The sequence below is a fragment of the Pseudomonas sp. GNP012 genome (assembly GCF_054343835.1).
This window is the reverse complement of the sequence record NZ_JBTGUU010000001.1, coordinates 2,644,610-2,665,759: the sequence shown is the minus strand read 5'-3', so window position 1 is coordinate 2,665,759 and position 21,150 is coordinate 2,644,610. Positions and strand designations below refer to the sequence as shown.

The 21,150-nt window shown below is 62.2% G+C and carries 18 protein-coding genes; 6 read left to right on the top strand and 12 right to left on the bottom strand.

Annotated elements, in window-relative coordinates; genetic code table 11:
* Nucleotides 1–103: 103 nt before the first annotated feature.
* The 5 genes from ACXX83_RS11870 to ACXX83_RS11850 form a co-directional block, all read right to left on the bottom strand.
* A complete protein-coding gene (locus ACXX83_RS11870) occupies nt 104–937 on the bottom strand; it encodes an AraC family transcriptional regulator (protein WP_458548553.1) in 834 nt (277 codons plus the stop codon).
* Between the two features lie 33 nt (nt 938–970).
* On the bottom strand, nt 971–1,474 hold the full coding sequence (locus tag ACXX83_RS11865; RefSeq protein ID WP_458548552.1) for a VOC family protein: 504 nt from the start codon (nt 1,472–1,474) through the stop codon (nt 971–973).
* Between the two features lie 103 nt (nt 1,475–1,577).
* Nucleotides 1,578–4,067, bottom strand: a complete 2,490-nt coding sequence (locus ACXX83_RS11860) for a TonB-dependent siderophore receptor (protein WP_458548551.1) — start codon at nt 4,065–4,067, stop codon at nt 1,578–1,580.
* A 100-nt stretch (nt 4,068–4,167) separates the two neighbouring features.
* Complete coding sequence (locus tag ACXX83_RS11855) at nt 4,168–5,151, bottom strand: FecR domain-containing protein (RefSeq protein WP_458548550.1); 984 nt, start codon at nt 5,149–5,151, stop codon at nt 4,168–4,170.
* Nucleotides 5,148–5,672, bottom strand: a complete 525-nt coding sequence (locus tag ACXX83_RS11850) for a sigma-70 family RNA polymerase sigma factor (RefSeq protein WP_458548549.1) — start codon at nt 5,670–5,672, stop codon at nt 5,148–5,150. The genes ACXX83_RS11855 and ACXX83_RS11850 overlap by 4 nt, the downstream gene beginning before the upstream one ends.
* Before the next feature lie 360 nt (nt 5,673–6,032).
* Between ACXX83_RS11850 and ACXX83_RS11845 the strand changes: the two genes are divergently transcribed.
* The 5 genes from ACXX83_RS11845 (at nt 6,033) to ACXX83_RS11825 (ending at nt 11,229) form a co-directional block, all read left to right on the top strand.
* Entirely contained in the window at nt 6,033–7,187 is a 1,155-nt protein-coding gene (locus tag ACXX83_RS11845; RefSeq protein WP_458548548.1) for an NnrS family protein, read from the top strand.
* 171 nt (nt 7,188–7,358) lie between these two features.
* Nucleotides 7,359–7,814: a (2Fe-2S)-binding protein gene (locus tag ACXX83_RS11840; protein WP_015095385.1), complete on the top strand. Its 456-nt coding sequence runs from the start codon at nt 7,359–7,361 to the stop codon at nt 7,812–7,814.
* A 7-nt stretch (nt 7,815–7,821) separates the two neighbouring features.
* Nucleotides 7,822–9,990 (top strand): xanthine dehydrogenase family protein molybdopterin-binding subunit, encoded by a 2,169-nt coding sequence (locus ACXX83_RS11835; protein ID WP_458548547.1) that lies wholly within the window; start codon nt 7,822–7,824, stop codon nt 9,988–9,990.
* Between the two features lies 1 nt (nt 9,991).
* Nucleotides 9,992–10,573, top strand: coding sequence for a hypothetical protein (locus ACXX83_RS11830; RefSeq protein WP_458548546.1), 582 nt, complete (start codon nt 9,992–9,994; stop codon nt 10,571–10,573).
* Nucleotides 10,574–10,647: 74 nt separating this feature from the next.
* Nucleotides 10,648–11,229 carry a GGDEF domain-containing protein gene (locus tag ACXX83_RS11825; protein ID WP_458548545.1) on the top strand — a complete coding sequence of 194 codons (582 nt, stop codon included), beginning with the start codon at nt 10,648–10,650 and terminating at the stop codon, nt 11,227–11,229.
* Between the two features lie 141 nt (nt 11,230–11,370).
* Here the strand turns inward: ACXX83_RS11825 and ACXX83_RS11820 are convergent, their stop codons facing one another.
* Complete coding sequence (locus ACXX83_RS11820) at nt 11,371–11,796, bottom strand: VOC family protein (RefSeq protein ID WP_458548544.1); 426 nt, start codon at nt 11,794–11,796, stop codon at nt 11,371–11,373.
* A 113-nt stretch (nt 11,797–11,909) separates the two neighbouring features.
* On the opposite strand from ACXX83_RS11820, the gene ACXX83_RS11815 reads away from it, so the two are divergent.
* A complete protein-coding gene (locus ACXX83_RS11815) occupies nt 11,910–12,770 on the top strand; it encodes a LysR family transcriptional regulator (RefSeq protein WP_217835378.1) in 861 nt (286 codons plus the stop codon).
* A gap of 170 nt (nt 12,771–12,940) precedes the next feature.
* Here the strand turns inward: ACXX83_RS11815 and fabI are convergent, their stop codons facing one another.
* From fabI to ACXX83_RS11785, 6 genes are read right to left on the bottom strand one after another with little or no spacing between them, the layout of a single operon-like run.
* Entirely contained in the window at nt 12,941–13,735 is a 795-nt protein-coding gene (gene fabI / locus ACXX83_RS11810; protein WP_008028639.1) for an enoyl-ACP reductase FabI, read from the bottom strand.
* A 19-nt stretch (nt 13,736–13,754) separates the two neighbouring features.
* On the bottom strand, nt 13,755–15,365 hold the full coding sequence (locus ACXX83_RS11805; RefSeq protein ID WP_458548543.1) for an ABC transporter ATP-binding protein: 1,611 nt from the start codon (nt 15,363–15,365) through the stop codon (nt 13,755–13,757).
* A 1-nt stretch (nt 15,366) separates the two neighbouring features.
* Nucleotides 15,367–16,386: an ABC transporter permease gene (locus ACXX83_RS11800; protein WP_015095378.1), complete on the bottom strand. Its 1,020-nt coding sequence runs from the start codon at nt 16,384–16,386 to the stop codon at nt 15,367–15,369.
* Nucleotide 16,387: 1 nt separating this feature from the next.
* Nucleotides 16,388–17,461 (bottom strand): microcin C ABC transporter permease YejB, encoded by a 1,074-nt coding sequence (locus ACXX83_RS11795; protein WP_007979116.1) that lies wholly within the window; start codon nt 17,459–17,461, stop codon nt 16,388–16,390.
* 4 nt (nt 17,462–17,465) lie between these two features.
* A complete protein-coding gene (locus tag ACXX83_RS11790) occupies nt 17,466–19,307 on the bottom strand; it encodes an extracellular solute-binding protein (RefSeq protein WP_458548542.1) in 1,842 nt (613 codons plus the stop codon).
* Nucleotides 19,304–21,124 carry an extracellular solute-binding protein gene (locus ACXX83_RS11785; protein ID WP_458550193.1) on the bottom strand — a complete coding sequence of 607 codons (1,821 nt, stop codon included), beginning with the start codon at nt 21,122–21,124 and terminating at the stop codon, nt 19,304–19,306. Before ACXX83_RS11785 ends, ACXX83_RS11790 begins: the two co-directional genes overlap by 4 nt.
* Nucleotides 21,125–21,150 lie beyond the last annotated feature (26 nt).

Below are 21,150 nucleotides of genomic sequence, written 5' to 3'. Positions count from 1 at the left end.
ACGCTGGGGGCCGCTCCGCAGCCCAACGGGGGCAAGCCCCCTCGCCACAGATTCAGCCAAACCCCAGATTCAACCAGGCCACAGATTCAGGTAAACCTCTGCCTCACCCCCGATACTGCCCCGGTGTCGCCGCCAGATGCTGTTTGAACGCCCGTTGAAAATGCGCCTGATCGGCAAACCCCGCTTCCAGTGCCACGTCCGCGATCAGCTTGCCGCTGCGCAGTTGATCCTGGGCGAACTGGATGCGCCGGTTCACCAGGAACGCGTGGGGCGTCATGCCGTAATGCTGTTTGAAGGCGCGGATCAGATAGGACGGCGACAGTTGCGCGGCCTCGCAAATGTCTTCGAGCCTGAGGGTTTGCGTGCAGTGGTCGCGGATGTAATCGGCGGCACGCTCGAGCTTGAAATTGGGTTCGCGCAGCGGTTGATCGACCGGGTTGAGTCGTAGCTGAACGTCAGTGAAAAACTCCACGGCCACGCTGTGCTTGCGCAGGACATCCTGCTGCGGGTCGACCAGCACTTCATACAAGTCGACGAGGCCGGCAAACAGGTTGGCATCGCGCGTATGGGTCGCTGAAAAACGGCGAAACGCCGCGTCATCGCTGAACCCGAGCTGGCGCTGCAAATCCGTCAGCCACGGCGTATCGACGTACAGCATCAGGTACGACCAGGGTTGGTCTTCGATCGGGTTGCAGGCGTGGACGTCGCCGGGGTTCATCAGCACTACCGTGCCGGCGCTGACCTCGAAGGCTGACTGCTCATGGAGATAGGTGCTGCGCCCGGCGGTGATCGCTCCGATGGAAAAGTGTTCGTGGGCGTGCCGGGTGTAGCAGACCTCGCGCCCGTCGGCGATGGCGCGGGCTTCGATGAAGGGCAGGGCGTCATCGCGCCAGAAGCGCGGGGCCTTGTCGGCGTTCTTGGCATCGGCGTGCTTCATGCTCTCTCCTCGGCAGGTCAGTGCCGGAGTGTATTAGCTCTCGCCGTCAAAGGCTCGTTGCAGTGTGGCGATATCGAGTTTTTTCATTTGCATCATCGCCTGCATGGCGCGCTGGGATTTTTTCGTGTCGGGGTCTTTGAGCATGTCCATCATCGCGACGGGGATGATCTGCCACGACAGCCCGAACTTGTCCTTGAGCCAGCCACACTGCTGGGCCTCGGGCGCGCCATCGGCCGACAGGTTGCCCCAGTAATGGTCGACTTCTTCCTGGCTCAGGCAATTGACCTGAAACGAAACCGCCTCAGTGAACGTGAACGAGGGACCGCCGTTGAGGCCGGTGAAACTCTGGCCGTCGAGTTCGAAGCTGACGGTCATGACCGAGCCTTCGGGCCGGCCGTGGAACTCGAAACCGGCGCGGCCGTAATGGGTGATGGCGGTGATTTTCGAGCGGTCGAAGATCGAGCAATAGAACTTCGCCGCTGCTTCGGCCTGATCGTCGAACCACAGGCAGGGCGTGAGTTTTTGTACGCGTTGCATGGCGGGCACTCCTCGGCAGGTTATGCATGCAGGAATACAGCGTAGCCAGCCTGAGTGGGGTCGGCAGTACCGTAGATCGCCAAACAGCCGTTTCAGGACGCGATCAGAACGCCCACCGGGTGGTCAGTTGCACGGTGCGCGGTTCGCCATAAAACCCGGTGCCGAAGTTGCCCAGCCCGGTGTAGTAGGTTTTGTCGAACAGGTTCTTCACGTTCAGCGTAGTGCTCAGGTGCTCGTTGAAGCGATAGCGCGCCATCGCGTCCACCAGGGTGTAGCCCGGTTGGGTGATCGTCGTGTACTGACCGAAGCTCAGGTTTTCGGCAGGGTCGGGACGGAACACCTTGCCGAAGAATTCGCTTTGCCAGTTCAGGCCGGCGCCAACGGTGAGCCCGTCCCATGCGCCTGGCAGGCGGTAGGTGCTGAAGACCCGCACCAGCTGTTCCGGTGCCGTAGTTTGCAGCACCGAACCGTAGACGTAATCACCCTGGGCATCGCGGGTGTGGTTGTAGGTGTAGCCGGCCGACAGGTTCCAGCCGTCACGCAACTCGCCGGCCAGTTCGAACTCGAAGCCTTGGGTGGTGGCGCCCTGGACGGCGCGGTACACCGACTCGGTATCGATGCCACTGACATGTTCGGCGATGTTGTCCTGTTCGATGCGGTACAGGGCGAAGCTGGCGTTCAGGCGCCCGCCAAAGTATTCGGCCTTGATGCCCGCTTCAAGACTTTTGCCCTGTACCGGATCGAGCAGTTGGCGGTTGGCGTCCTTGCTCATTTGCGGCTGATAGATGTTGGTGTAGCTGGTGTACACCGACCAGGTGTCGTCGAGATCATAGACAAGCCCGGCGTAAGGCGTGACGACACCACTCTGGCGATAGCTGTCGCGCAGGTCGGCGCTGTGCGGGTCACTGTAGTCCAGGTCGTCGTGTCCGCTGAAGTTGCTGACACGTGCGCCGAGGATCAGCGCCAGGTCGTCGAGGGGTTTGAGCCGGGCGGCCAGGTAGGCACCGGTCTGGCGCTGGACGATGTCGTCGGTGCCCACCTGTGGGATCTCGGGTTTGGCAAACTCGCCGCGCCAGTCGAAGATGCTGCCGTCCACCGGCGGATACACCGAGCCGTACACCGGGATGTCCTGGCGGGTGTTCATCGACATGAACCCGACGATCAGTTCGTGCTCGCGACCTGCCAGGGTGAACGGTCCGCTCAGGTTGACGTCGACGTTGTCCTGCACCTGGTCGCCCTTGAACTTGCCCATGTACATGAACATGCCGTCACCGCTGACCGGGTCCGGGTTGCCGCCACTGGCGGAGGCGAGGAAGGTATCGTGCTGGCGGTGCTTGCGGTCGTAACTGACCTTGAGTGCCCAGTCGTTGGCCAGTTGTTGCTGCACGTTGGCGAACAGCGTCTGGTTGGTGAAATCGCGACGGCTCCAGTCGGTGGCCGGGTTGAAGGAACGGGAGAAATCGGTGCGCGAGCCGTCGCTGTAGTACATCGGGAAACCGGTCCAGCTGGCGCCTCGGGAGCGGGTGTCTTGCTGGTCGATACCGAGGGTGACGAGGGTGTCCGGGGTCAAGTCGGCCTCGACAATGCCGTAGGCGATGTCCCTGGAGTTGCGGTAGTGATCGACGTAGGCGCTGCGGTCCTGATAGACCCCGACCAGACGCCCGCGGACATTAGCGCTGGCGCTCAGCGGGCCGGAAATGTCGCCTTCGCTGCGATAGGTGTCCCAGGAGCCGACGGTGCCGCTGACCGAGGCTTTGAATGCCGGGGTCGGGCGCTTGCGAATCAGATTGACGCTTGCTGACGGATCACCCGCCCCGGTCATCAGGCCGGTCGCGCCCTTGATGATTTCGACGCGGTCATAGGGGGCCATGTCGGTGCTCGTGGTGCCGTAGTCGTAGACACCGTCGTAGTCGGTATTGACGCCGTCGTACTGGAAGTTGGTGATTGGCAGGCCACGGCTGGAAAACTCCCAGCGCTCGCTGTCGTAGTTTTGCACGCTGATACCGGGCGCGCGGCGCAGGGCGTCGACGATGCTGGTGGCGCCCTGGTCGTCCATGAGTTGGCGGGTGATGACCGTGACCGATTGCGGCGTCTCGCGCAGGGACAGCGGCAGGCCGGTGGCTGAAGACGTCGAGCCGACGGTGTAGGAGTGGGAGTCTTCGCTGATGGTCCCGGGTGCCTGCCCCGAAATGTTGGTCGCCCCCAGTTCCAGCGCTTCGGGTGCCATAGGGGCGGCGTGCAACACATAACCGCCGTTCCCCAGGCGTTGCGCTTGCAGGCCGCTGCCTTGCAGCAGTTGTTGCACAGCTTGCTGCTGGCTGTAGACACCGTTGAGGCCTGGGCTGCGTTTGCCCGCAGCGAGTTCATTGTGTCCGGCGAGAAAAATCCCGGCCTGTTCGGCAAAGCGGTTGAGAACGCTCACCAGCGATCCGCCGGCAATTACGTAATGGTGTGTCTGGCTGCCGGATTGTTCGCTCTCGACCAGCGGGGCAGCTTGACTGCGGGACACGTTCAGGCCCGGCAGGACAACCGCCAGCGCCAGCACCAGCGGATGCAAGGCGAAGCGCTGGCGGGTAAGGGTGGCGCGCGGCATGGAGTTCCCGGAGGGCGGATCAATCTGCATTCGAAGTGCTTGAAGGATTAACCGAGCGAAAAAGGCAAAAGGGAACCGACGCACCGGAAAAAAACGCTCATCAGGTTTTCGGGCCTACGTTGACCCACCACTCCAGCGGCTTCTGCAACCGTACCGGCAATGCTGCTTCCAGCAGGCGCAAAGCCTGATCGGTGTCCTTGAGCGGGAACGCACCCATGACCGGCAGCCCGGCCACCGCCGGGTCACATCCCAGATGCCCTGGACGATAGCGACTCAGTTCTTCGAGCAACTGCCCCAGTGGCAGGTTGTCCGCCAGTAACAGGCCGCGGCGCCAGGCTTCGCGGCCGGCCGACGCAGCGGTTGGTGTCGACGTGTGGTCTTGTGTAAAGCACAGCTGCTGTCCGGCCTTGACCACCTGCATCTGACCCTGGGTGGTGCGGACTTCAACTGCGCCTTCGTAGACATTCAACAGTGTTTGCCGGTCTTCCTGGCGCACGCTGAAACGCGTGCCCAGCGCGCGCAGGCGGCCCTCGACGGTTTGCACCAGCAGCGGGCGGCTGGTGTCGCTGGCGGTGTCGATCAACACCTCTCCGGCCTGCAACAGCAATAACCGTTGTGCGGTGTCGAAACGTACATTCAGTGCACTGAGGGCGTTGAGCCAGATCCGGCTGCCGTCGCTGAGCCGGGCTTCCCGGGTTTCGCCGGTGCCGGTGGAGAGGTCGGCGGTCCAGCGGGCCAGGGACAGCGGAAGGGCGCTTTGCCGCCATGCGCTCCAGCCGAGCCAACTGCCCGACACCAGCACCAGCAGGCTCTTGAGCGTCTGGCGGCGGCTGATGGAAGCGCGGCCGCTGTTGCGTAACACGTGGCCGGCCGCTTGTTGATGAGTGTCCTGTAGCGCGGCAAAGCGCTGGCTCACACGCTCGACATAGTGCCACGCGGCCTGGTGCTCGCCGCTTTGCGCCAGCCAGGCTTGCCAATGCTCGCGTTCCTGCTCGCTGGCGTGGTGATCGTTGAGTTGCACGTACCAGCTTGCCGCCTGTTCGAGGCTGGCGTGGCTGATGGCGTTGGTGGCGGCGCGGGTCATTGAATCAGCAGGCCGTCGAGTTCGGCTTCGAGCATTGCGCAATGCATCAGCGCCTGGGCCAGGTACTTTTTCACCATGCGCTCGCTCACGCCGATTTCTTCGGCAATGTTTCGGTAGGGCAGCCCATGCACCTGCGCCAGAACGAACGCATCACGCACCCGCTGGGGCAAGCGCTGCAACATGGCATCCACTTCGTACAGGGTTTCGACGATGATCGCCCGCTGCTCCGGCGAAGGCTGGACGGCCTGGGGCTGCGCGGCCAGGGTCTCGAGCCAGGCCTGTTCCAGCTGGCGACGACGCCAGTGGTCAATGCACAGGCCTCGGGCGATGGTCGCCAGATAAGAGCGTTCGTGGGTTTCCCCGTCAAACACCTGCGGACGCTTGAGCACCCGTATGAAGGTGTCATGGGACAGGTCTGCGGCATCGAACGCATTGTTCAAGCGCCGGCGCAGCAACTCGTGCAGCCAGTGATGGTGGCTGGCGTAGAGGTTCTGGACGCAGGAGGAGTCGGCAACCGTCATCGTGAGCACATGTCCATGGGCGATCTGCACGCTTATGCAAATAAGAATTGATCGCGATTAAAGCAAAAGGCCTATGACTGTGCAAATGATATTGGTTTGCTTTTATCAGGTTCGGCCCGGGCTCGAATGAGCTTGCAGTCGTTATGACTCTTGTGTGTGTCATAAGGACTATTTTTTGCATGAGTCATATTGACTGCGACTTTCTGAGGTCATTGATTTACCGGGAGATATCTCATTGGCACGAAACATGATGCAGGAGAGGTACAACTGAACGCCTTCAGGAAAACGCAAAATGTCCGACTTCTCCAGCAAACTTCAGAGATATCGCCAGAGCCCAAGCCTGCTCCAGGTGGTGGCTTGATGCGTAAGCTTGGCGCTGCAGCGCTTTTCAGTGTTGGTTTTCGGCCGTTCTTTCTGGCCGGGGCCGGGTTCGCCAGCTTCGCCGTGGCGGTCTGGGCAATGTGGCTGTACGGCCGTTTACCCCACGCGCAACCCGTGGGCGGCATGCTGGCCTGGCATCGACATGAAATGCCCTTCGGATTTGCCGCTGCCATCATCGCCGGGTTCCTCCTGACCGCGGTGCCGAACTGGACAGGTCGACCGGGGCTCAAGGGCTGGCCGCTGATCGGCCTGGTGCTGGTGTGGCTGCTGGCGCGGCTGGCCTGGTGGCTGCCGATGCCTGCATCCTTGCTGCTGGCCTTGCAGGTGCCTTTTCTGCCGCTGCTGGCATGGGCGTTGGGGCGCGACCTGGTGGCGGCGGGCAAGCGCGAGAATTATCCGATTCTGTTGATGGTGTCGCTGCTGGCCGGGTGTCAGGCATTGACGTTGCTGGGTTTTGCCGTTGATGACGGCAACCTGCAGCGGCATGGCGTGCTGGCCGCCCTGTGGCTGGTCGGTGCGCTGATGAGCGTGATTGGCGGGCGGGTGATTCCGTTCTTTATCCAGCGCGGCTTGAACCGCCCGGCAACGCCTGCGGCCCATCCGTTGCCGGGCAAGGTGCTGCTGGTCAGCGCCATGCTGGCGGCGCTGTCCTTTGCCGCCGGTTTGAATGACGTCCCCCGTGTGTGGCTGGCGCCGCTGTTTGCGTTGATCAGCGCTTTGCATCTGCTGCGCCTGTGGCGCTGGCATGACCGCGGCCTGTGGCGCGTGCCGCTGCTGTGGTCGCTGTACCTGGCTTACGCCTGGCTCGCCGTGGCGACACTGGCCATGGCGCTGTGGCACCTGGGTTGGCTGGCGCAACAAAGCCTGGCCACCCATTCGCTGGCCGTCGGCGGTATCGGCGGGTTGATTCTGGCGATGATCGCGCGGGTCAGTCTGGGGCATACCGGACGTTTGCTGCAGCCGTCCGGGGCGGTCGTAGCGGGGTTTGTCCTGGTGTTGCTGGCGGGGGCGTGCCGGGTAGGGCTGGTGCCTTTTTCCAGTCTTGGATTGGCGCTGTCGGCGCTGTTGTGGTGTAGCGCTTTTGCGGTTTTTGTCTGGCGCTACACCGGGATCTTATTGGGGCCAAGGCTCTAGCGAAGGGTTCCAGGGCCGTCCATCGAGGCGGCCTTTGCATGACCGGTGGTCGATGCGCAATGGTCTGGCGGCAAATCTGCGCTTAGCTGAAGGGATACCCGAGGCGCGCGCAGGTTGTACAAGGCTGCAGCGACGCCCCTTCAGATCACCGTGAGTCTGAGGAACCGCGCCATGCTCACCCTGAACATCAATGGCCAGGATCAGGAGCTGGATGTCCCCGCCGACATGCCGTTGCTCTGGGTCTTGCGCGATGTCGCCCACCTTACCGGCACCAAGTTCGGTTGCGGCATGGCCCAATGTGGAGCCTGCACAGTGCACGTCGATGGCGCGCCGCTACGCTCCTGCATCACACCGGCTACTGCCGTCGCCCATGGACAAAAGATTCTCACCATCGAAGGCCTGTCGGCGGACGGCTCGCATCCGGTGCAAAAGGCCTGGGCGGAACTCGACGTGGTTCAGTGCGGTTACTGCCAGTCCGGGCAGATCATGTCGGCGGCGGCGTTGCTGGCGAAAATTCCCAAACCGACCGACAGCGACATCGATCAGGCGCTGTCCGGCAACATCTGCCGCTGCGGCACTTACCCGCGGATTCGCGCGGCGGTCAAGCGCGCCGCCGAGCTGGGTTGAGGTGGCCATGAACAGCATCAACGGGTTATCGCGCCGGGGTTTTCTCAAGGGCAGTGCTGTGATGGGCGGTGGGCTGGTGGTGGCGTTTGTCATGCCCGGCGCCCATCGGTTCGCCATGGGCGCGGAGAATCAGGGCAACGTGTTTGCCCCCAACGCTTTCCTGCGTATTGGCAATGACAACAGCGTCACCGTGTTGCTCGGCCATTCGGAAATGGGCCAGGGCATCTGGACCGGCCTGACCATGCTGATTGCCGAGGAACTGGACGCCGACTGGTCGAAGATCCGCGTCGAGCATTCCCCTGCATCGGCCGCCGACTACGGTATGCCCGGGTTTGGCGGGATGCAGATCACCGGCGGCTCGACCTCGACCTGGATGGAGTTCGATCGCTATCGTCAGGCCGGCGCGGCGGCGCGCTTGATGTTGATCGATGCCGCGGCCAAGCGTTTCAACGTCGCTCCATCGCAGATTCATACAGAGTCGGGCGTGGTGGTTGCCGGTGAGCATCGCGCCACCTACGGCGAGTTGGCCGATGACGCCGGACAGCTGCCACCGCCGGACCCCGCCTCGATCAAACTCAAGGACGCGAAAGACTGGCGGCTGATCGGTAAACCCACCCAGCGTCTGGACACACCGGAGAAAATCACCGGCCGGGCGAAATTCGGCATGGACGTGCAGTTCGATGGGCTGATGACGGCGATGGTCGCCCGTTCGCCCACCTTCGGCGGCAGCGTCAAATCCTTTGAAGGCGCCGAGGCGCTGGCGATTCCTGGCGTGCACAAAGTGCTGCAAGTGCCGACGGGCATTGCGGTGATTGCCGATCATTACTGGGCGGCGAAGCTGGGGCGCGACGCGCTGAAAGTCGAGTGGAACCCGGGGCCGAACGCGGGGCTCAATAGCCAGGCGCTGCTGGAAAGCTTCCGCAAGCTCGCCGCCACCCTTGGGCTGAACGCCGGTCAGGCGGGCGATACCCCGGCTGCGCTGGCGAAAGCGGCCAAGACCATCGACGCCGAATACAGTGTGCCTTATCTGGCCCACGCGCCGATGGAACCGCTCAACTGCACCGTGAGCATCAGCAAGGACAAGTGCGAAATCTGGACCGGCACCCAGTTCCAGACCCTGGACCAGATGGTCGCCGGGCAAATCACCGGGCTCAAACCCGAGCAGGTCAAGATCCATACCGAGTTTCTCGGCGGCGGCTTCGGGCGCCGGGCCAATCCGACCTCGGATTTCGTCAGCGAAGCGGTGCATGTCGCCAAGGCCGCCCGGATGCCGGTGAAAACCGTGTGGGCGCGGGAGGACGACATCCGCGGCGGCTATTACCGTTCGGCGTTCCTGCACCATGCGCGTATCGGGCTGGGCGCTGACGGCCTGCCACTGGCCTGGAAGCATGTGATGGTCGGGCAGTCGATCATGGCCGGGACCTCGCTCGAAGCGAGCATGGTCAAGGACGGGATCGACAAAACCTCGGTCGAAGGCGTGGCCGACAGCCCCTACATCGGAGGGCTGGCCAATCACCAGATCGAATTGCACTCGCCACAAACCGGGATCAGCGTGTTGTGGTTGCGTTCGGTGGGCCACACCCACACCGCGTTTGTCATGGAGTCGCTGATCGATGAGCTGGCGACGGCGGCGGGCAAGGATCCGGTGGAGTACCGGCGCACCTTGCTCAAGGACCATCCGCGCCACCTCGGTGTGTTGAACCTGGCGGTGGAGAAGGCCAACTGGAAGGCACCGCTGCCCGATGGCCATGCCCTGGGTGTGGCGGTGCATGAATCCTTCGGCAGTTACGTGGCCCAGGTGGCCGAGGTGTCCCAGGACAACCTCGCCATCCGCGTGCACCGGGTGGTGTGTGCGGTGGACTGCGGCATTGCGGTCAACCCGCAGAGCATCGCTGCGCAGATGGAGTCGTGCATCACCTTTGGCCTGAGCTTCGCCTTGCACAGCAAGCTGACACTCAAGGACGGGCAGGTGGTGCAGTCCAACTATCACGACTATCAAGTGCTGCGGCTCAACGAAATGCCGGTGGTCGAAGTGTATATCGTGCCCAGCAGCAACAAACCCGGCGGTATCGGCGAAGCCGGTGTGCCACCCACGGCACCGGCGGTGGCCAACGCGGTGTTTGCCCTGACCGGGCAGCGCCTGCGCGAGCTGCCCTTGCAGCTGTCGGGGGTGTGAGATGAAACGTCACCACTGGTTGCTCGGGACGGTGATTCTGATCTGTCTTGCAGCCTACGCGTCGCATGTATTCGCCGATGACCGCGAGGCCTTGCAGGCGTTCGACACCGTGCAGAAGGTCTTCCAGAGCCCGCGTTGCCAGAACTGTCACATTCCCGGGGATTCGCCGCTGCAATTCGATGCCGGCGTGCCCCACGCCATGAATGTCGTGCGCGGCATGGACGGCAAGGGCTCGGCCGGGTTGCCCTGTGCAACCTGCCATGGGCAAAGCAATCCACCGGCCAGCTATGGCCCTCATGCGCCGCCCGGGGCGCCACACTGGAGCCTGCCGCCGGCAGCGCAGCGGATGGCCTGGATCGGCCTGCCGGCCGACCGTCTGTGCGCGATGATCAAGGATCGCGCCAGCAACGGCGACCGGGATTTCGCCGCGCTGATCAAGCACGTCAGCGACGACAAGCTGGTGCTGTGGGGCTGGAACCCGGGCGGCAATCGCGCGCCGGTGCCGGTGCCGCACGACATCTTCGTCAGCCAATTCAAACGCTGGGCCGACGCAGGAGGGCCGTGTCCGGTGGCGGGTACCTGACCAACGGCGCGCTTGCAGGGAGTCAATGCGGGTATGGGCGACTCTAAAGTGCATACCAGCAATGGGAGTGAACGATGTTGATCTCAGGCAAAACGGGCAAATCGGGCCGTTCCGCGAGCCCGTTGCTCACGCCACAGCAAGAACGGGAGCGGCTGCGTGAAATGGCGCGCCAGGCCGAGCGAGAGCTGGCGGGCGTGCAAATGGCAAGCATGGATGAGCTGACGCTGCTGTCCAATCGCCATGGCTTCACCGCGCTGGCCCGGCTCGGGCTGGACGCTTGCCTGGCGCTGGAGACGCCGGCGACGCTGCTGTATTTCTCCCTCGATGAGTTCAAGCGCATCAGCTATCTGTATGGCCGGGCCAAAGGTGACGATGCACTCAAGACCTTCGCCGATGTGCTGCGTATCGGCTTTCGTGAAAACGATGTGGTCGGCCGGCTCGAAGGCGACCGCTTCGTGGCGCTGCTGACCGGGTCCGGCACCGTGGAGACTGCGGCAATCAAGGCGCGTCTCAATGAGATACTCGACGAGCGCAACGCTGCGGCGCATCGCAGTTATGACATTCGCTTCAGTGTTGTGCAGGTCGAATATGACCCGGTTGTGCATGGCTCGATCGAGGAGCTGCTGGAGGAGGCCGAGAGTGTGATGAGCCGTTAGGACTGTGTTGTATTGGCGGGCCTCTTCGCGGGCAAGCCCGCTCCCACAGTACTTTGTGGCGATCCAGTAATGTGTGAACAACGCCGGCCACTGTGGGAGCGGGCTTGCCCGCGAAGGCGGCCGAACAGGCAGCGCATATCCTCACTTGGCAAACAACTGCCCAATATCCTTGAACGCCTTGAACTCCAGCGCATTCCCGCAAGGATCGAACAGAAACATCGTCGCCTGTTCCCCCACCAGCCCCTGAAAACGAATCCCCGGCTCAATGACGAAGCGAGTTCCCAGCGATTTCAGCCGATCGGCCAATGCTTCCCACTCCGCCATCCCGAGTACCACGCCAAAATGCGGCACCGGCACATCGTGACCATCGACGGCGTTGGTGTGGGCTGCTTCTTGCGAAGGGTTTTTCGGCGCCAGGTGAATCACCAGTTGATGGCCGAAAAAATTGAAATCGACCCAATGGTCGCTCGACCGACCTTCTTCCAGGCCAAACACCGCGCCATAAAAGTGCCGGGCGGCGGGCAAGTCGTAGACTGGAATGGCCAGGTGAAAAGGGGACAGTTGCATCGGGTAAACCTCGGTGGTGGGTGGGCGTGTGTTGAGTTTAGTCCTGTGCTTTTTGATTGAAAGACGATAATTTTTGCGCCGAGCTCAAATTATTTCGATCAATCGAGGCCGCCATGCTGCGAGAACTGAAAACCTTTGTCGCCGTGGCGCGTCACGGCACGTTCGCCGCGGCCGGCATGCACATCGGCCTGACGCAGTCGGCCGTCAGCGCGCAGATTCGCAATCTGGAACAGGCCCTGGGCATCCGTCTGTTCGATCGTACCGGGCGTCAGGCGCTGCTCAATGCGGCGGGGCAGCGTGCATTGCCGATGGCCAGGGAAATGCTCGAGACCTTCAGCCGCATGGCGGTCAGTGACGATGTCAGCGAGTACCGTGGCGAGTTGAAAATCGGCGCGGTGGCGACCGCCCAGACCGGGCTGTTGCCTCAGGCGCTGCTGCGATTGCGCCAGCAGGCGCCCTTGCTGGAGCCCAAACTGGTGCCGGGTGTGTCACTGAACCTGCTGAGTCAGGTGGACACCGGGGAAGTGGACCTGGCGATCCTGATCAAGCCGCCATTCGAGTTGCCCAAGGAGTTGTCCGCGCAGGTGATACGCCGGGAGCCGTTCGTGCTGATCGTACCGGCGAACCTGGACGGCGATGACCCGTTGCAACTGCTCGCCGAGCACCCGCATGTGCGCTACGACCGCAATTCGTTTGGCGGGCGACTGGTGACGCGGTTTTTGCGCGAACAGCAGATCGAGGTGCACGGGGCACTGGAGCTGGATGAACTGGAGGCCATTGTCAAAATGGTTGAGTGTGGGTTGGGGATTTCGTTGTTGCCGCAGGCGGGGTTGTGGCTTGAGCATGGGGCCGGGGTGCGAGTCATCCCCTTGGGCGAGTTGACGTTCTATCGGGAGATTGTGTTGTTGCAGCGCTATAGTCAGCGGACTCAGCCGATTCAGCAGTTGTTCGCTCAATGCCTGGCACAACACTGACCCTGTGGGAGCGGGCTTGCTCGCGAATACGGTGTGTCATTCAGAATTTATATCGACTGACACTACGCCTTCGCGAGCAAGCCCGCTCCCACATTTGATCGAGTCATGGCGGAAATCACAGGCATAAAAAACCCGCCAAAAGAGGCGGGTTTTTACTGGCTGACCGAAGATTACTCTTCGAGGCTGCCCATGGCCGTGGTGTTGAAGCCACCGTCCACGTACATGATTTCACCGCTGATGCCGGACGCCAGGTCGGAGCACAGGAAGGCGCCGGCGTTGCCGACTTCTTCGATGGTGACGTTGCGGCGCAGCGGAGTTTGCGCTTCGTTGGCGGCCAGCATCTTGCGGAAGTTCTTGATGCCGGAAGCGGCGAGGGTGCGGATCGGGCCTGCCGATACGCAGTTGACGCGGGTACCGTCCGGGCCCAGGGAACCGGCCAGGTAACGTACGCCGGCTTCCAGGGAAGCCTTGGCCATGCCCATCACGTTGTAGTTCGGCATGGTGCGCTCGGCGCCCAGGTACGACAGGGTCAGCAGGCTGCCGTTGCGGCCTTTCATCATTTCGCGGCCGGCCTTGGCCAGGGCCACGAAGCTGTAGGCGCTGATGTCGTGAGCGATGCGGAAACCTTCACGGGTGGTGGCTTCGGTGAAGTCGCCGTCCAGTTGGTCGCCCGGGGCGAAGCCCACGGAGTGCACGATGCAGTCCAGGCCGTCCCACTTTTTGCCCAGTTCAACGAAGACCTTGGCGATTTCTTCATCGCTGGCCACGTCGCACGGGAAGCACAGGTCAGGGTTGGAACCCCAGCTCTGTGCGAACTCTTCGACACGACCCTTGAGTTTGTCGTTCTGATAAGTGAAGGCAAGCTCAGCGCCCTCGCGATGCATGGCGGCAGCAATGCCGGATGCGATGGACAGCTTGCTGGCGACACCGACGATCAGTACGCGCTTACCGGCGAGAAAACCCATGTGTTGCTCCTCTTTCAGGTTATTGCGCAGTGGCCGGAGCCAAAAAAGCGGCTTCCAGCAACTGCTGTGTATACGGATGTTGGGGGGCGGCAAAAATGCTTTGCGCGTCTCCCTGTTCGACCACTTGGCCATGCTTGACCACCATCAGCTGGTGGCTCAGCGCTTTCACCACAGCCAGGTCATGGCTGATAAACAGATACGTCAGGTTGTACTTGGTTTGCAGCGAACGCAAAAGCTCCACTACCTGGCGTTGTACCGTGCGGTCGAGGGCCGAAGTCGGCTCGTCCAGCAAAATCAACGCCGGTTTTAACACCAATGCCCGGGCAATGGCGATTCTCTGCCGTTGCCCGCCGGAAAATTCGTGGGGGTAGCGGTGCCGGGTTTCCGGATCCAGGCCTACCTCCTTGAGTGCTGCAATGATCGCTTGTTCCTGTTGTTCCTCGGTGCCCATCTTGTGGATCCGCAAGCCTTCGCCAACGATCTGGCTCACGCACATCCGTGGGCTCAGGCTACCGAACGGGTCCTGAAACACCACTTGCATCTGCCGCCGCAGCGGCCGGACCTGTTGCTGCGTCAGGCTGTCCAGCGCCTGGCCTTCAAAGCGAATGGCGCCTTTGCTGGCGATCAGCCGCAAAATCGCCAGGCCCAGGGTCGATTTACCGGAACCGCTTTCACCCACTATCCCAAGGGTCTGGCCCTGGGGCAGGCTGAAATTGATGCCGTCGACCGCCTTGACGTAATCCACCGTGCGCTTGAGCAAGCCTTTCTTGATCGGAAACCAGACTTTCAGGTCCTCGACCGCCAGCAAGGGCGGGCCGATCACGTTGCTTGCAGGCTTGCCGTCGGGCTCCGCTGTCAGCAGTTCCCGAGTGTACGGATGCTGCGGCGCACGGAACAATTCTTCGCACGATGCCTGTTCGACGATGCAACCTTGCTGCATGACACATACGCGATGCGCAATTCTTCGCACGAGGTTCAAATCGTGGCTGATCAGCAGCAGCGCCATGCCCAAACGAGCCTGCAATTGCTTGAGCAATTCGAGGATTTTCAGCTGAACGGTCACGTCCAGCGCGGTGGTCGGCTCGTCGGCGATCAGCAGTTCCGGCTCGTTGGCCAGGGCCATGGCGATCATCACCCGCTGACGCTGGCCGCCGGACAATTCGTGGGGCAGGGCCTTGAGGCGCTTGTGTGGCTCGGGGATGCCGACCATCTCCAGCAGTTCCAGGGTGCGTTTGGTCGCGACCTTGCCGCTCAGGCCCTTGTGGATGCCCAGCACCTCGTTGATCTGCTTTTCGATCGAGTGCAGCGGATTGAGCGAGGTCATCGGCTCCTGGAAGATCATCGCAATCCGGTTGCCACGGATGTGGCGGATGGTTTTTTCCTTCAGGTCCAGCAGGTTCTGCCCGGAATACTCGATGGTGCCGGATGGATGGCGGGCGAGCGGGTAGGGCAGCAGGCGCAGGATCGAATGCGCGGTCACCGATTTACCGGAACCGCTCTCGCCGACCAGGGCCAGGGTTTCGCCGCGCCTGATGTCGAAGCTGACGCCTTCGACGGCCCGCTGACAACGATTGCCGACAACAAATTCGACGGACAGGTTGCGCACTTCGATCAGATTTTCCTGATTCATTTCACTTCCTCGGGTCGAAGGCATCGCGAGCGGATTCGCCGATGAACACCAGCAGGCTCAACATCAGGGCCAGCACCGCAAAGGCGCTGATGCCCAGCCAGGGCGCCTGCAGGTTTGATTTGCCCTGGGCCACCAGTTCACCCAGCGACGGGCTGCCCGCCGGCAGACCGAAACCGAGGAAGTCCAGGGCGGTCAATGTGCCGATGGCGCCGGTGAGGATGAACGGCATGAAAGTCATGGTCGAGACCATCGCATTGGGCAGGATATGGCGGAACATGATCGCGCCGTTCTGCATGCCCAGGGCGCGGGCGGCGCGTACGTATTCCAGGTTGCGCCCGCGCAGGAATTCGGCGCGCACCACGTCCACCAGGCTCATCCACGAGAACAGCAGCATGATCCCCAGCAGCCACCAGAAGTTGGGTTGCACGAAGCTGGCAAGGATGATCAGCAGGTACAGCACCGGCAGCCCGGACCAGATCTCCAGGAAGCGCTGCCCGGCCAGGTCCACCCAGCCGCCGTAAAAACCCTGCAAGGCGCCTGCGATCACGCCGATGATCGAACTGAACACGGTCAGGGTCAGGGCGAACAGCACCGAAATGCGGAAACCGTAGATCACCCGGGCCAGCACGTCGCGGCCCTGGTCGTCGGTGCCCAGCAGGTTGTCCGTCGAGGGCGGGGCCGGGGCCGGGACTTTCAGGTCGTAGTTGATGCTCTGGTAGCTATAGGGAATGGGCGCCCACAGCACCCAGGCGTCCTTGGCCTTGAGCAGTTCGCGGATGTACGGGCTCTTGTAGTTGGCTTCCAGCGGAAATTCGCCGCCGAAGGTGGTTTCCGGGTAGCGCTTGAGCGCCGGGAAGTACCAGTTGTTGTCGTAATGCACCGCCAGCGGCTTGTCGTTGGCGATCAGCTCGGCGCCGAGGCTTGCGCCGAACAGGATCAGGAACAGCCACAGCGACCACCAGCCACGCTTGTTGGCCTTGAACAGTTCGAAGCGTCGGCGATTGAGAGGGGACAGGTTCATCTCAATGCTCCCGGCTTTCGAAGTCGATGCGCGGATCGACAAAGGTGTAGGTGAGGTCGCCGATCAGTTTCACCACCAGCCCCAGCAACGTGAAGATGAACAGCGTGCCGAACACCACCGGGTAATCGCGGTTGATCGCCGCTTCGAAACTCATCAGGCCCAGGCCGTCGAGGGAGAAGATCACCTCCACCAGCAACGAGCCGGTGAAGAAGATGCCGATGAAGGCTGAAGGGAAACCGGCGATCACCAGCAGCATGGCGTTGCGGAACACATGGCCGTACAGCACGCGGTGGTTGGTCAGGCCCTTGGCCCTGGCGGTGATCACGTACTGCTTGTTGATCTCGTCGAGGAAGCTGTTTTTGGTCAGCAGGGTCATGGTCGCGAAGTTGCCGATCACCAGCGCGGTCACCGGCAGCGCCAGGTGCCAGAAGTAGTCGAGGATCTTGCCGCCCATGCTCAGTTCATCGAAGTTGTTCGAGGTCAGCCCGCGCAACGGGAACCAGTCCAGATAGCTGCCGCCGGCGAATACCACGATCAACAGGATGGCGAACAGGAACGCCGGGATCGCGTAGCCGACGATGATTGCCGAACTGGTCCAGACGTCGAAATGGCTGCCGTGTCGCGTGGCCTTGGCGATCCCCAGCGGGATCGACACCAGGTACATGATCAGGGTGCTCCACAGCCCGAGGGAGATCGACACCGGCATCTTTTCCTTGATCAGGTCGATGACCTTGGCGTCGCGAAAGAAGCTGTCGCCAAAATCCAGCGACGCATAGTTCTTGACCATGATCCACAAGCGTTCCGGCGCCGACTTGTCGAAGCCGTACATGTGCTCGATTTCCTTGATCAGCGCCGGGTCCAGGCCCTGGGCGCCGCGATAGGCCGAGCCTGCCACCGAGACTTCGGCACCGCCGCCGGCGATGCGGCTGGTGGCGCCTTCGAAGCCTTCGAGCTTGGCGATCATTTGCTCCACCGGCCCGCCCGGGGCGGCCTGGATGATCACGAAGTTGATCAGCAGGATGCCGAACAGGGTCGGAATGATCAGCAACAGTCGACGAAAAATGTACGCCAGCATCTGATTACTCCGTGCCCGCAGGATCGGCCTGCAGTATGGTTTCGACTTCTATCGCCGGCTTGATGTCGGGCTTGACCCACCAGGTGGCCGTGCCGATGTCGTACTTGGGCGAGACCTTCGGGTGGCCGAGGTGGTTCCAGTACGCCACGCGCCAGGTCTTGATGTGCCAGTTGGGTATTACGTAATAGCCCCATTGCAGAACGCGGTCCAGCGCGCGGGCATGGGCCACCAGGCTTTTGCGCGAATCGGCGTTGATCAGTCGCTCGACCAGTTGATCGACCACCGGATCTTTGAGCCCCATGGAATTGCGGCTGCCGGGTTTGTCCGCGGCGGCCGACATCCAGAATTCCCGTTGTTCGTTACCCGGTGAGTTGGACTGCGGGAAGCTGCCGACGATCATGTCGAAGTCCCGGGAGCGCACGCGGTTGATGTACTGCGAGACGTCGACCCGGCGGATCACCAGGTCGATGCCCAGGTCGCTCAGGTTGCGCTTGAACGGCAGCAGCACCCGTTCGAATTCGGTCTGGGCCAACAGGAACTCGATGACCACCGGCTTGCCGGTAGCATCGACCATTTTGTCATCGACGATGCGCCAGCCGGCCTCCTGCAGCAGTTGATAGGCTTGCCGTTGCTGGGTGCGGATCATGCCGCTGCCGTCGGTGGTCGGGTTCTGGAAGGCTTCGCTGAACACCTGCGGTGGCAGCTTGGCGCGGAACGGTTCGAGGATCGCCACCTGCTCGGCGTCAGGCAGGCCGGTGGCGGCCATTTCCGAGTTCTCGAAGTAACTGCGGGTACGCACATAGGCCCCGTTGAACAGTTGCTTGTTGGTCCATTCGAAATCCAGCAACAGTGACAGGGCCTGGCGCACACGCACATCCTGGAACACCGGGCGACGCATATTGAATACGAAGCCTTGCATGCCGGTCGGGTTGCCGTTGGGGATCTGCTCCTTGACCAGTCGGCCCTCGGTGACTGCCGGGATGTTGTAGGCGTTGGCCCAGTTCTTCGCGGTCATCTCAAGCCAGTAGTCGAACTGCCCGGCCTTGAGTGCTTCCAGGGCGACGGTGTTGTCGCGGTAGTAATCGGTGGTCATCACGTCGAAGTTATAGAAACCGCGATTGACCGGCAGGTCCTTGCCCCAGTAGTCCTTGACTCGCTCGTAGCGCACCGAGCGCCCGGCCTTCACTTCGCCGACCTTGTAGGGGCCGCTGCCCAACGGGATTTCAAGGTTGCCCTTGTTGAAGTCGCGGTCGGCCCACCAATGCTTGGGCAGCACCGGCAACTGGCCGAGGATCAGCGGCAGCTCGCGGTTGTTGGTGTGCTTGAACTTGAACAGCACGGTCAACGGGTCTTCGGCGATCACTTCGGCCACGTCGTTGTAGTAACCGCGGTACATCGGCGCGCCGTCCTTAGTCAGCATCTGGAAGCTGAACACCACGTCCTCGGCGCGTACCGGATGGCCGTCATGGAAGCGCGCTTCGGGGCGCAGGTAGAAGCGCACCCAGCCGTTGTCCGGGGCTTTCTCGATCAGCCGGGCGATCAGGCCGTACTCGGTGAACGGCTCGTCCAGGCCTTGCTTGGCCAGGGTGTCGTAGATGATGCCGATATCATCCGCCGGCACGCCTTTGCTGATGAACGGGTTGAGGCTGTCGAAGCCACCGAACCCGGCCTGGCGGAAGATCCCGCCCTTGGGCGCGTCGGGATTGACGTAGTCGAAGTGCTTGAAGTCGGCCGGGTACTTCGGCGGCTCGTTGTACAGGGTCACGGCGTGTTGCGGGGCGGCGCAGGCCAGCCCGGCGAACAACAGGCCGCTGGCCTGCAGGAGCAGGGTGCGGATGGGGTTCATTGATCTTTCTCCGAAGATTTCAGCCACCACGCATTCAGGCCCAGGGTGTAAGGCGGCGTGGTGACGAAGGCGAGCCGGTTGCGGTACGCCAGACGGTGATAATTGAGGTACCAGTTGGGAACGATGTAGTGCTGCCACAGCAGCACGCGGTCAAGGGCCTTGCCGGCGGCGACTTGCTGGTCACGGGTCTGGGCGGCCAGCAACTGTTCGAGCAGATGGTCGACCACCGGATTGGCAATGCCAGCGTAGTTCTTGCTGCCCTTGACCCCGGCCTGGCTGGAGTGAAAGTACTGCCATTGTTCCAGGCCCGGGCTGAGGGTCTGGTTGAGGGTCATCAGGATCATGTCGAAATCGAACTGGTCGAGGCGCTGCTTGTATTGCGCGCGATCGACCGTGCGCAGACGCGCATCGATGCCGATGCTGGCGAGGTTCTCGACATAAGGCTGGAGGATGCGTTCCAGATTCGGGTTGACCAGCAACAGCTCCAGGCGCAAGGGTTGGCCTGCGGCGTTTTGCAGGTGCTGGCCATTGAGCTTCCAGCCGGCTTCGGCGAGCAGGCCGAGGGCATTGCGCAAGGTCTCGCGGGGGATGCCGCGGCCATCGGTCTGCGGCAGGCTGAATGGCTCGGTAAAGAGCCTGGCCGGCAGCTGTTCACGGTAGGGCTTGAGCAACAGCCATTCATGCCCGACCGGCAAGCCGCCGGCCGAGAACTCGCTGTTGGGGTAATAGCTCATGGCGCGTTTGTAGGCACCGCTGAACAGCGCACGGTTGGTCCATTCAAAGTTGAACATCAGCCCCAGTGCTTCACGGACCCTGGCATCCGAGAAAGTCGGTCGGCGGCCGTTCATGAACAGGCCCTGGGTCTGGGTCGGGATCTGGTGGGGAATCTGTGCCTTGATCACGTCACCACGGCGTAGGGCGGGGAAGTTGTAGCCGGTGTCCCAGTTCTTCGCCTGATGCTCGATATAGATGTCGAATTCACCGGCCTTGAACGCCTCGAACGCGACGTCGCTGTCGCGATAGAACTCGACTTCCATGCGGTCGAAGTTGTACTTGCCGCGATTGACCGACAGGTCCTTGCCCCAGTAATCCTTGACCCGTTCAAAGACGATCTGGCGTCCTGGCGTGACCGACGTGATGCGATACGGCCCGCTGCCCAGTGGCGGTTCGAACGTGGTGGCCTTGAAGTCACGGCCCTTCCAGTAGTGCTGTGGCAACACCGGCATTTCGCCCAGGCGCAGGATCAGCAGCGGATTGCCGGCGCGCTTGAACACGAAACGGATGCGCTGGGGGTTGAGGATGTCGACCCGCAGCACCTCCTGAAGGTTGGTGCGGTACAGCGGATGCCCTTCCTTGAGCAGCGTGCGGTAGGAGAACGCAACGTCGAAGGCGGTAATCGGCGTACCGTCATGGAAGCGTGCTTCAGGACGCAGGTTGAATACCACCCAACTGCGGTCCTCGCTGTACTCCACCGACTGGGCGATCAGGCCATAGCTGGACGCGGGCTCGTCACCCGAAGGCGCGTACTGCCCGGTGCCGACCATCAGCGGCTCGTTGAGTTCGTTGATGCCGTATTGCAGGAAGTTCGGGGTGGTGACCGGGCTGGTGCCCTTGAAGGTGTACGGGTTGAGCGTATCGAAGGTGCCAAACGCCATCACCCGCAACGTACCGCCCTTGGGCGCTTGCGGGTTGACCCAGTCGAAGTGGGTAAATCGGGCCGGGTACTTGAGCGTGCCGAACTGCGCATAACCATGGCTTTCGCTGATCGTCGCGCTTGCGGTGGAGCTCAAGGCCAGGCTGATCAGGAGCAGGGGCAGGGGACGCTTCAAATAGGAGATCCGAT

Excerpts from the sequence above, each read along its gene's own strand:
- ACXX83_RS11870 (WP_458548553.1), bottom strand. The coding sequence starts at position 937 with ATGAAGCACGCCGATGCCAAGAACGCCGACAAGGCCCCGCGCTTCTGG.
- ACXX83_RS11865 (WP_458548552.1), bottom strand. The coding sequence starts at position 1,474 with ATGCAACGCGTACAAAAACTCACGCCCTGCCTGTGGTTCGACGATCAG.
- ACXX83_RS11860 (WP_458548551.1), bottom strand. The coding sequence starts at position 4,067 with ATGCCGCGCGCCACCCTTACCCGCCAGCGCTTCGCCTTGCATCCGCTG.
- ACXX83_RS11855 (WP_458548550.1), bottom strand. The coding sequence starts at position 5,151 with ATGACCCGCGCCGCCACCAACGCCATCAGCCACGCCAGCCTCGAACAG.
- ACXX83_RS11850 (WP_458548549.1), bottom strand. The coding sequence starts at position 5,672 with ATGACGGTTGCCGACTCCTCCTGCGTCCAGAACCTCTACGCCAGCCAC.
- ACXX83_RS11845 (WP_458548548.1), top strand. The coding sequence starts at position 6,033 with ATGCGTAAGCTTGGCGCTGCAGCGCTTTTCAGTGTTGGTTTTCGGCCG.
- ACXX83_RS11840 (WP_015095385.1), top strand. The coding sequence starts at position 7,359 with ATGCTCACCCTGAACATCAATGGCCAGGATCAGGAGCTGGATGTCCCC.
- ACXX83_RS11835 (WP_458548547.1), top strand. The coding sequence starts at position 7,822 with ATGAACAGCATCAACGGGTTATCGCGCCGGGGTTTTCTCAAGGGCAGT.
- ACXX83_RS11830 (WP_458548546.1), top strand. The coding sequence starts at position 9,992 with ATGAAACGTCACCACTGGTTGCTCGGGACGGTGATTCTGATCTGTCTT.
- ACXX83_RS11825 (WP_458548545.1), top strand. The coding sequence starts at position 10,648 with ATGTTGATCTCAGGCAAAACGGGCAAATCGGGCCGTTCCGCGAGCCCG.
- ACXX83_RS11820 (WP_458548544.1), bottom strand. The coding sequence starts at position 11,796 with ATGCAACTGTCCCCTTTTCACCTGGCCATTCCAGTCTACGACTTGCCC.
- ACXX83_RS11815 (WP_217835378.1), top strand. The coding sequence starts at position 11,910 with ATGCTGCGAGAACTGAAAACCTTTGTCGCCGTGGCGCGTCACGGCACG.
- fabI (WP_008028639.1), bottom strand. The coding sequence starts at position 13,735 with ATGGGTTTTCTCGCCGGTAAGCGCGTACTGATCGTCGGTGTCGCCAGC.
- ACXX83_RS11805 (WP_458548543.1), bottom strand. The coding sequence starts at position 15,365 with ATGAATCAGGAAAATCTGATCGAAGTGCGCAACCTGTCCGTCGAATTT.
- ACXX83_RS11800 (WP_015095378.1), bottom strand. The coding sequence starts at position 16,386 with ATGAACCTGTCCCCTCTCAATCGCCGACGCTTCGAACTGTTCAAGGCC.
- ACXX83_RS11795 (WP_007979116.1), bottom strand. The coding sequence starts at position 17,461 with ATGCTGGCGTACATTTTTCGTCGACTGTTGCTGATCATTCCGACCCTG.
- ACXX83_RS11790 (WP_458548542.1), bottom strand. The coding sequence starts at position 19,307 with ATGAACCCCATCCGCACCCTGCTCCTGCAGGCCAGCGGCCTGTTGTTC.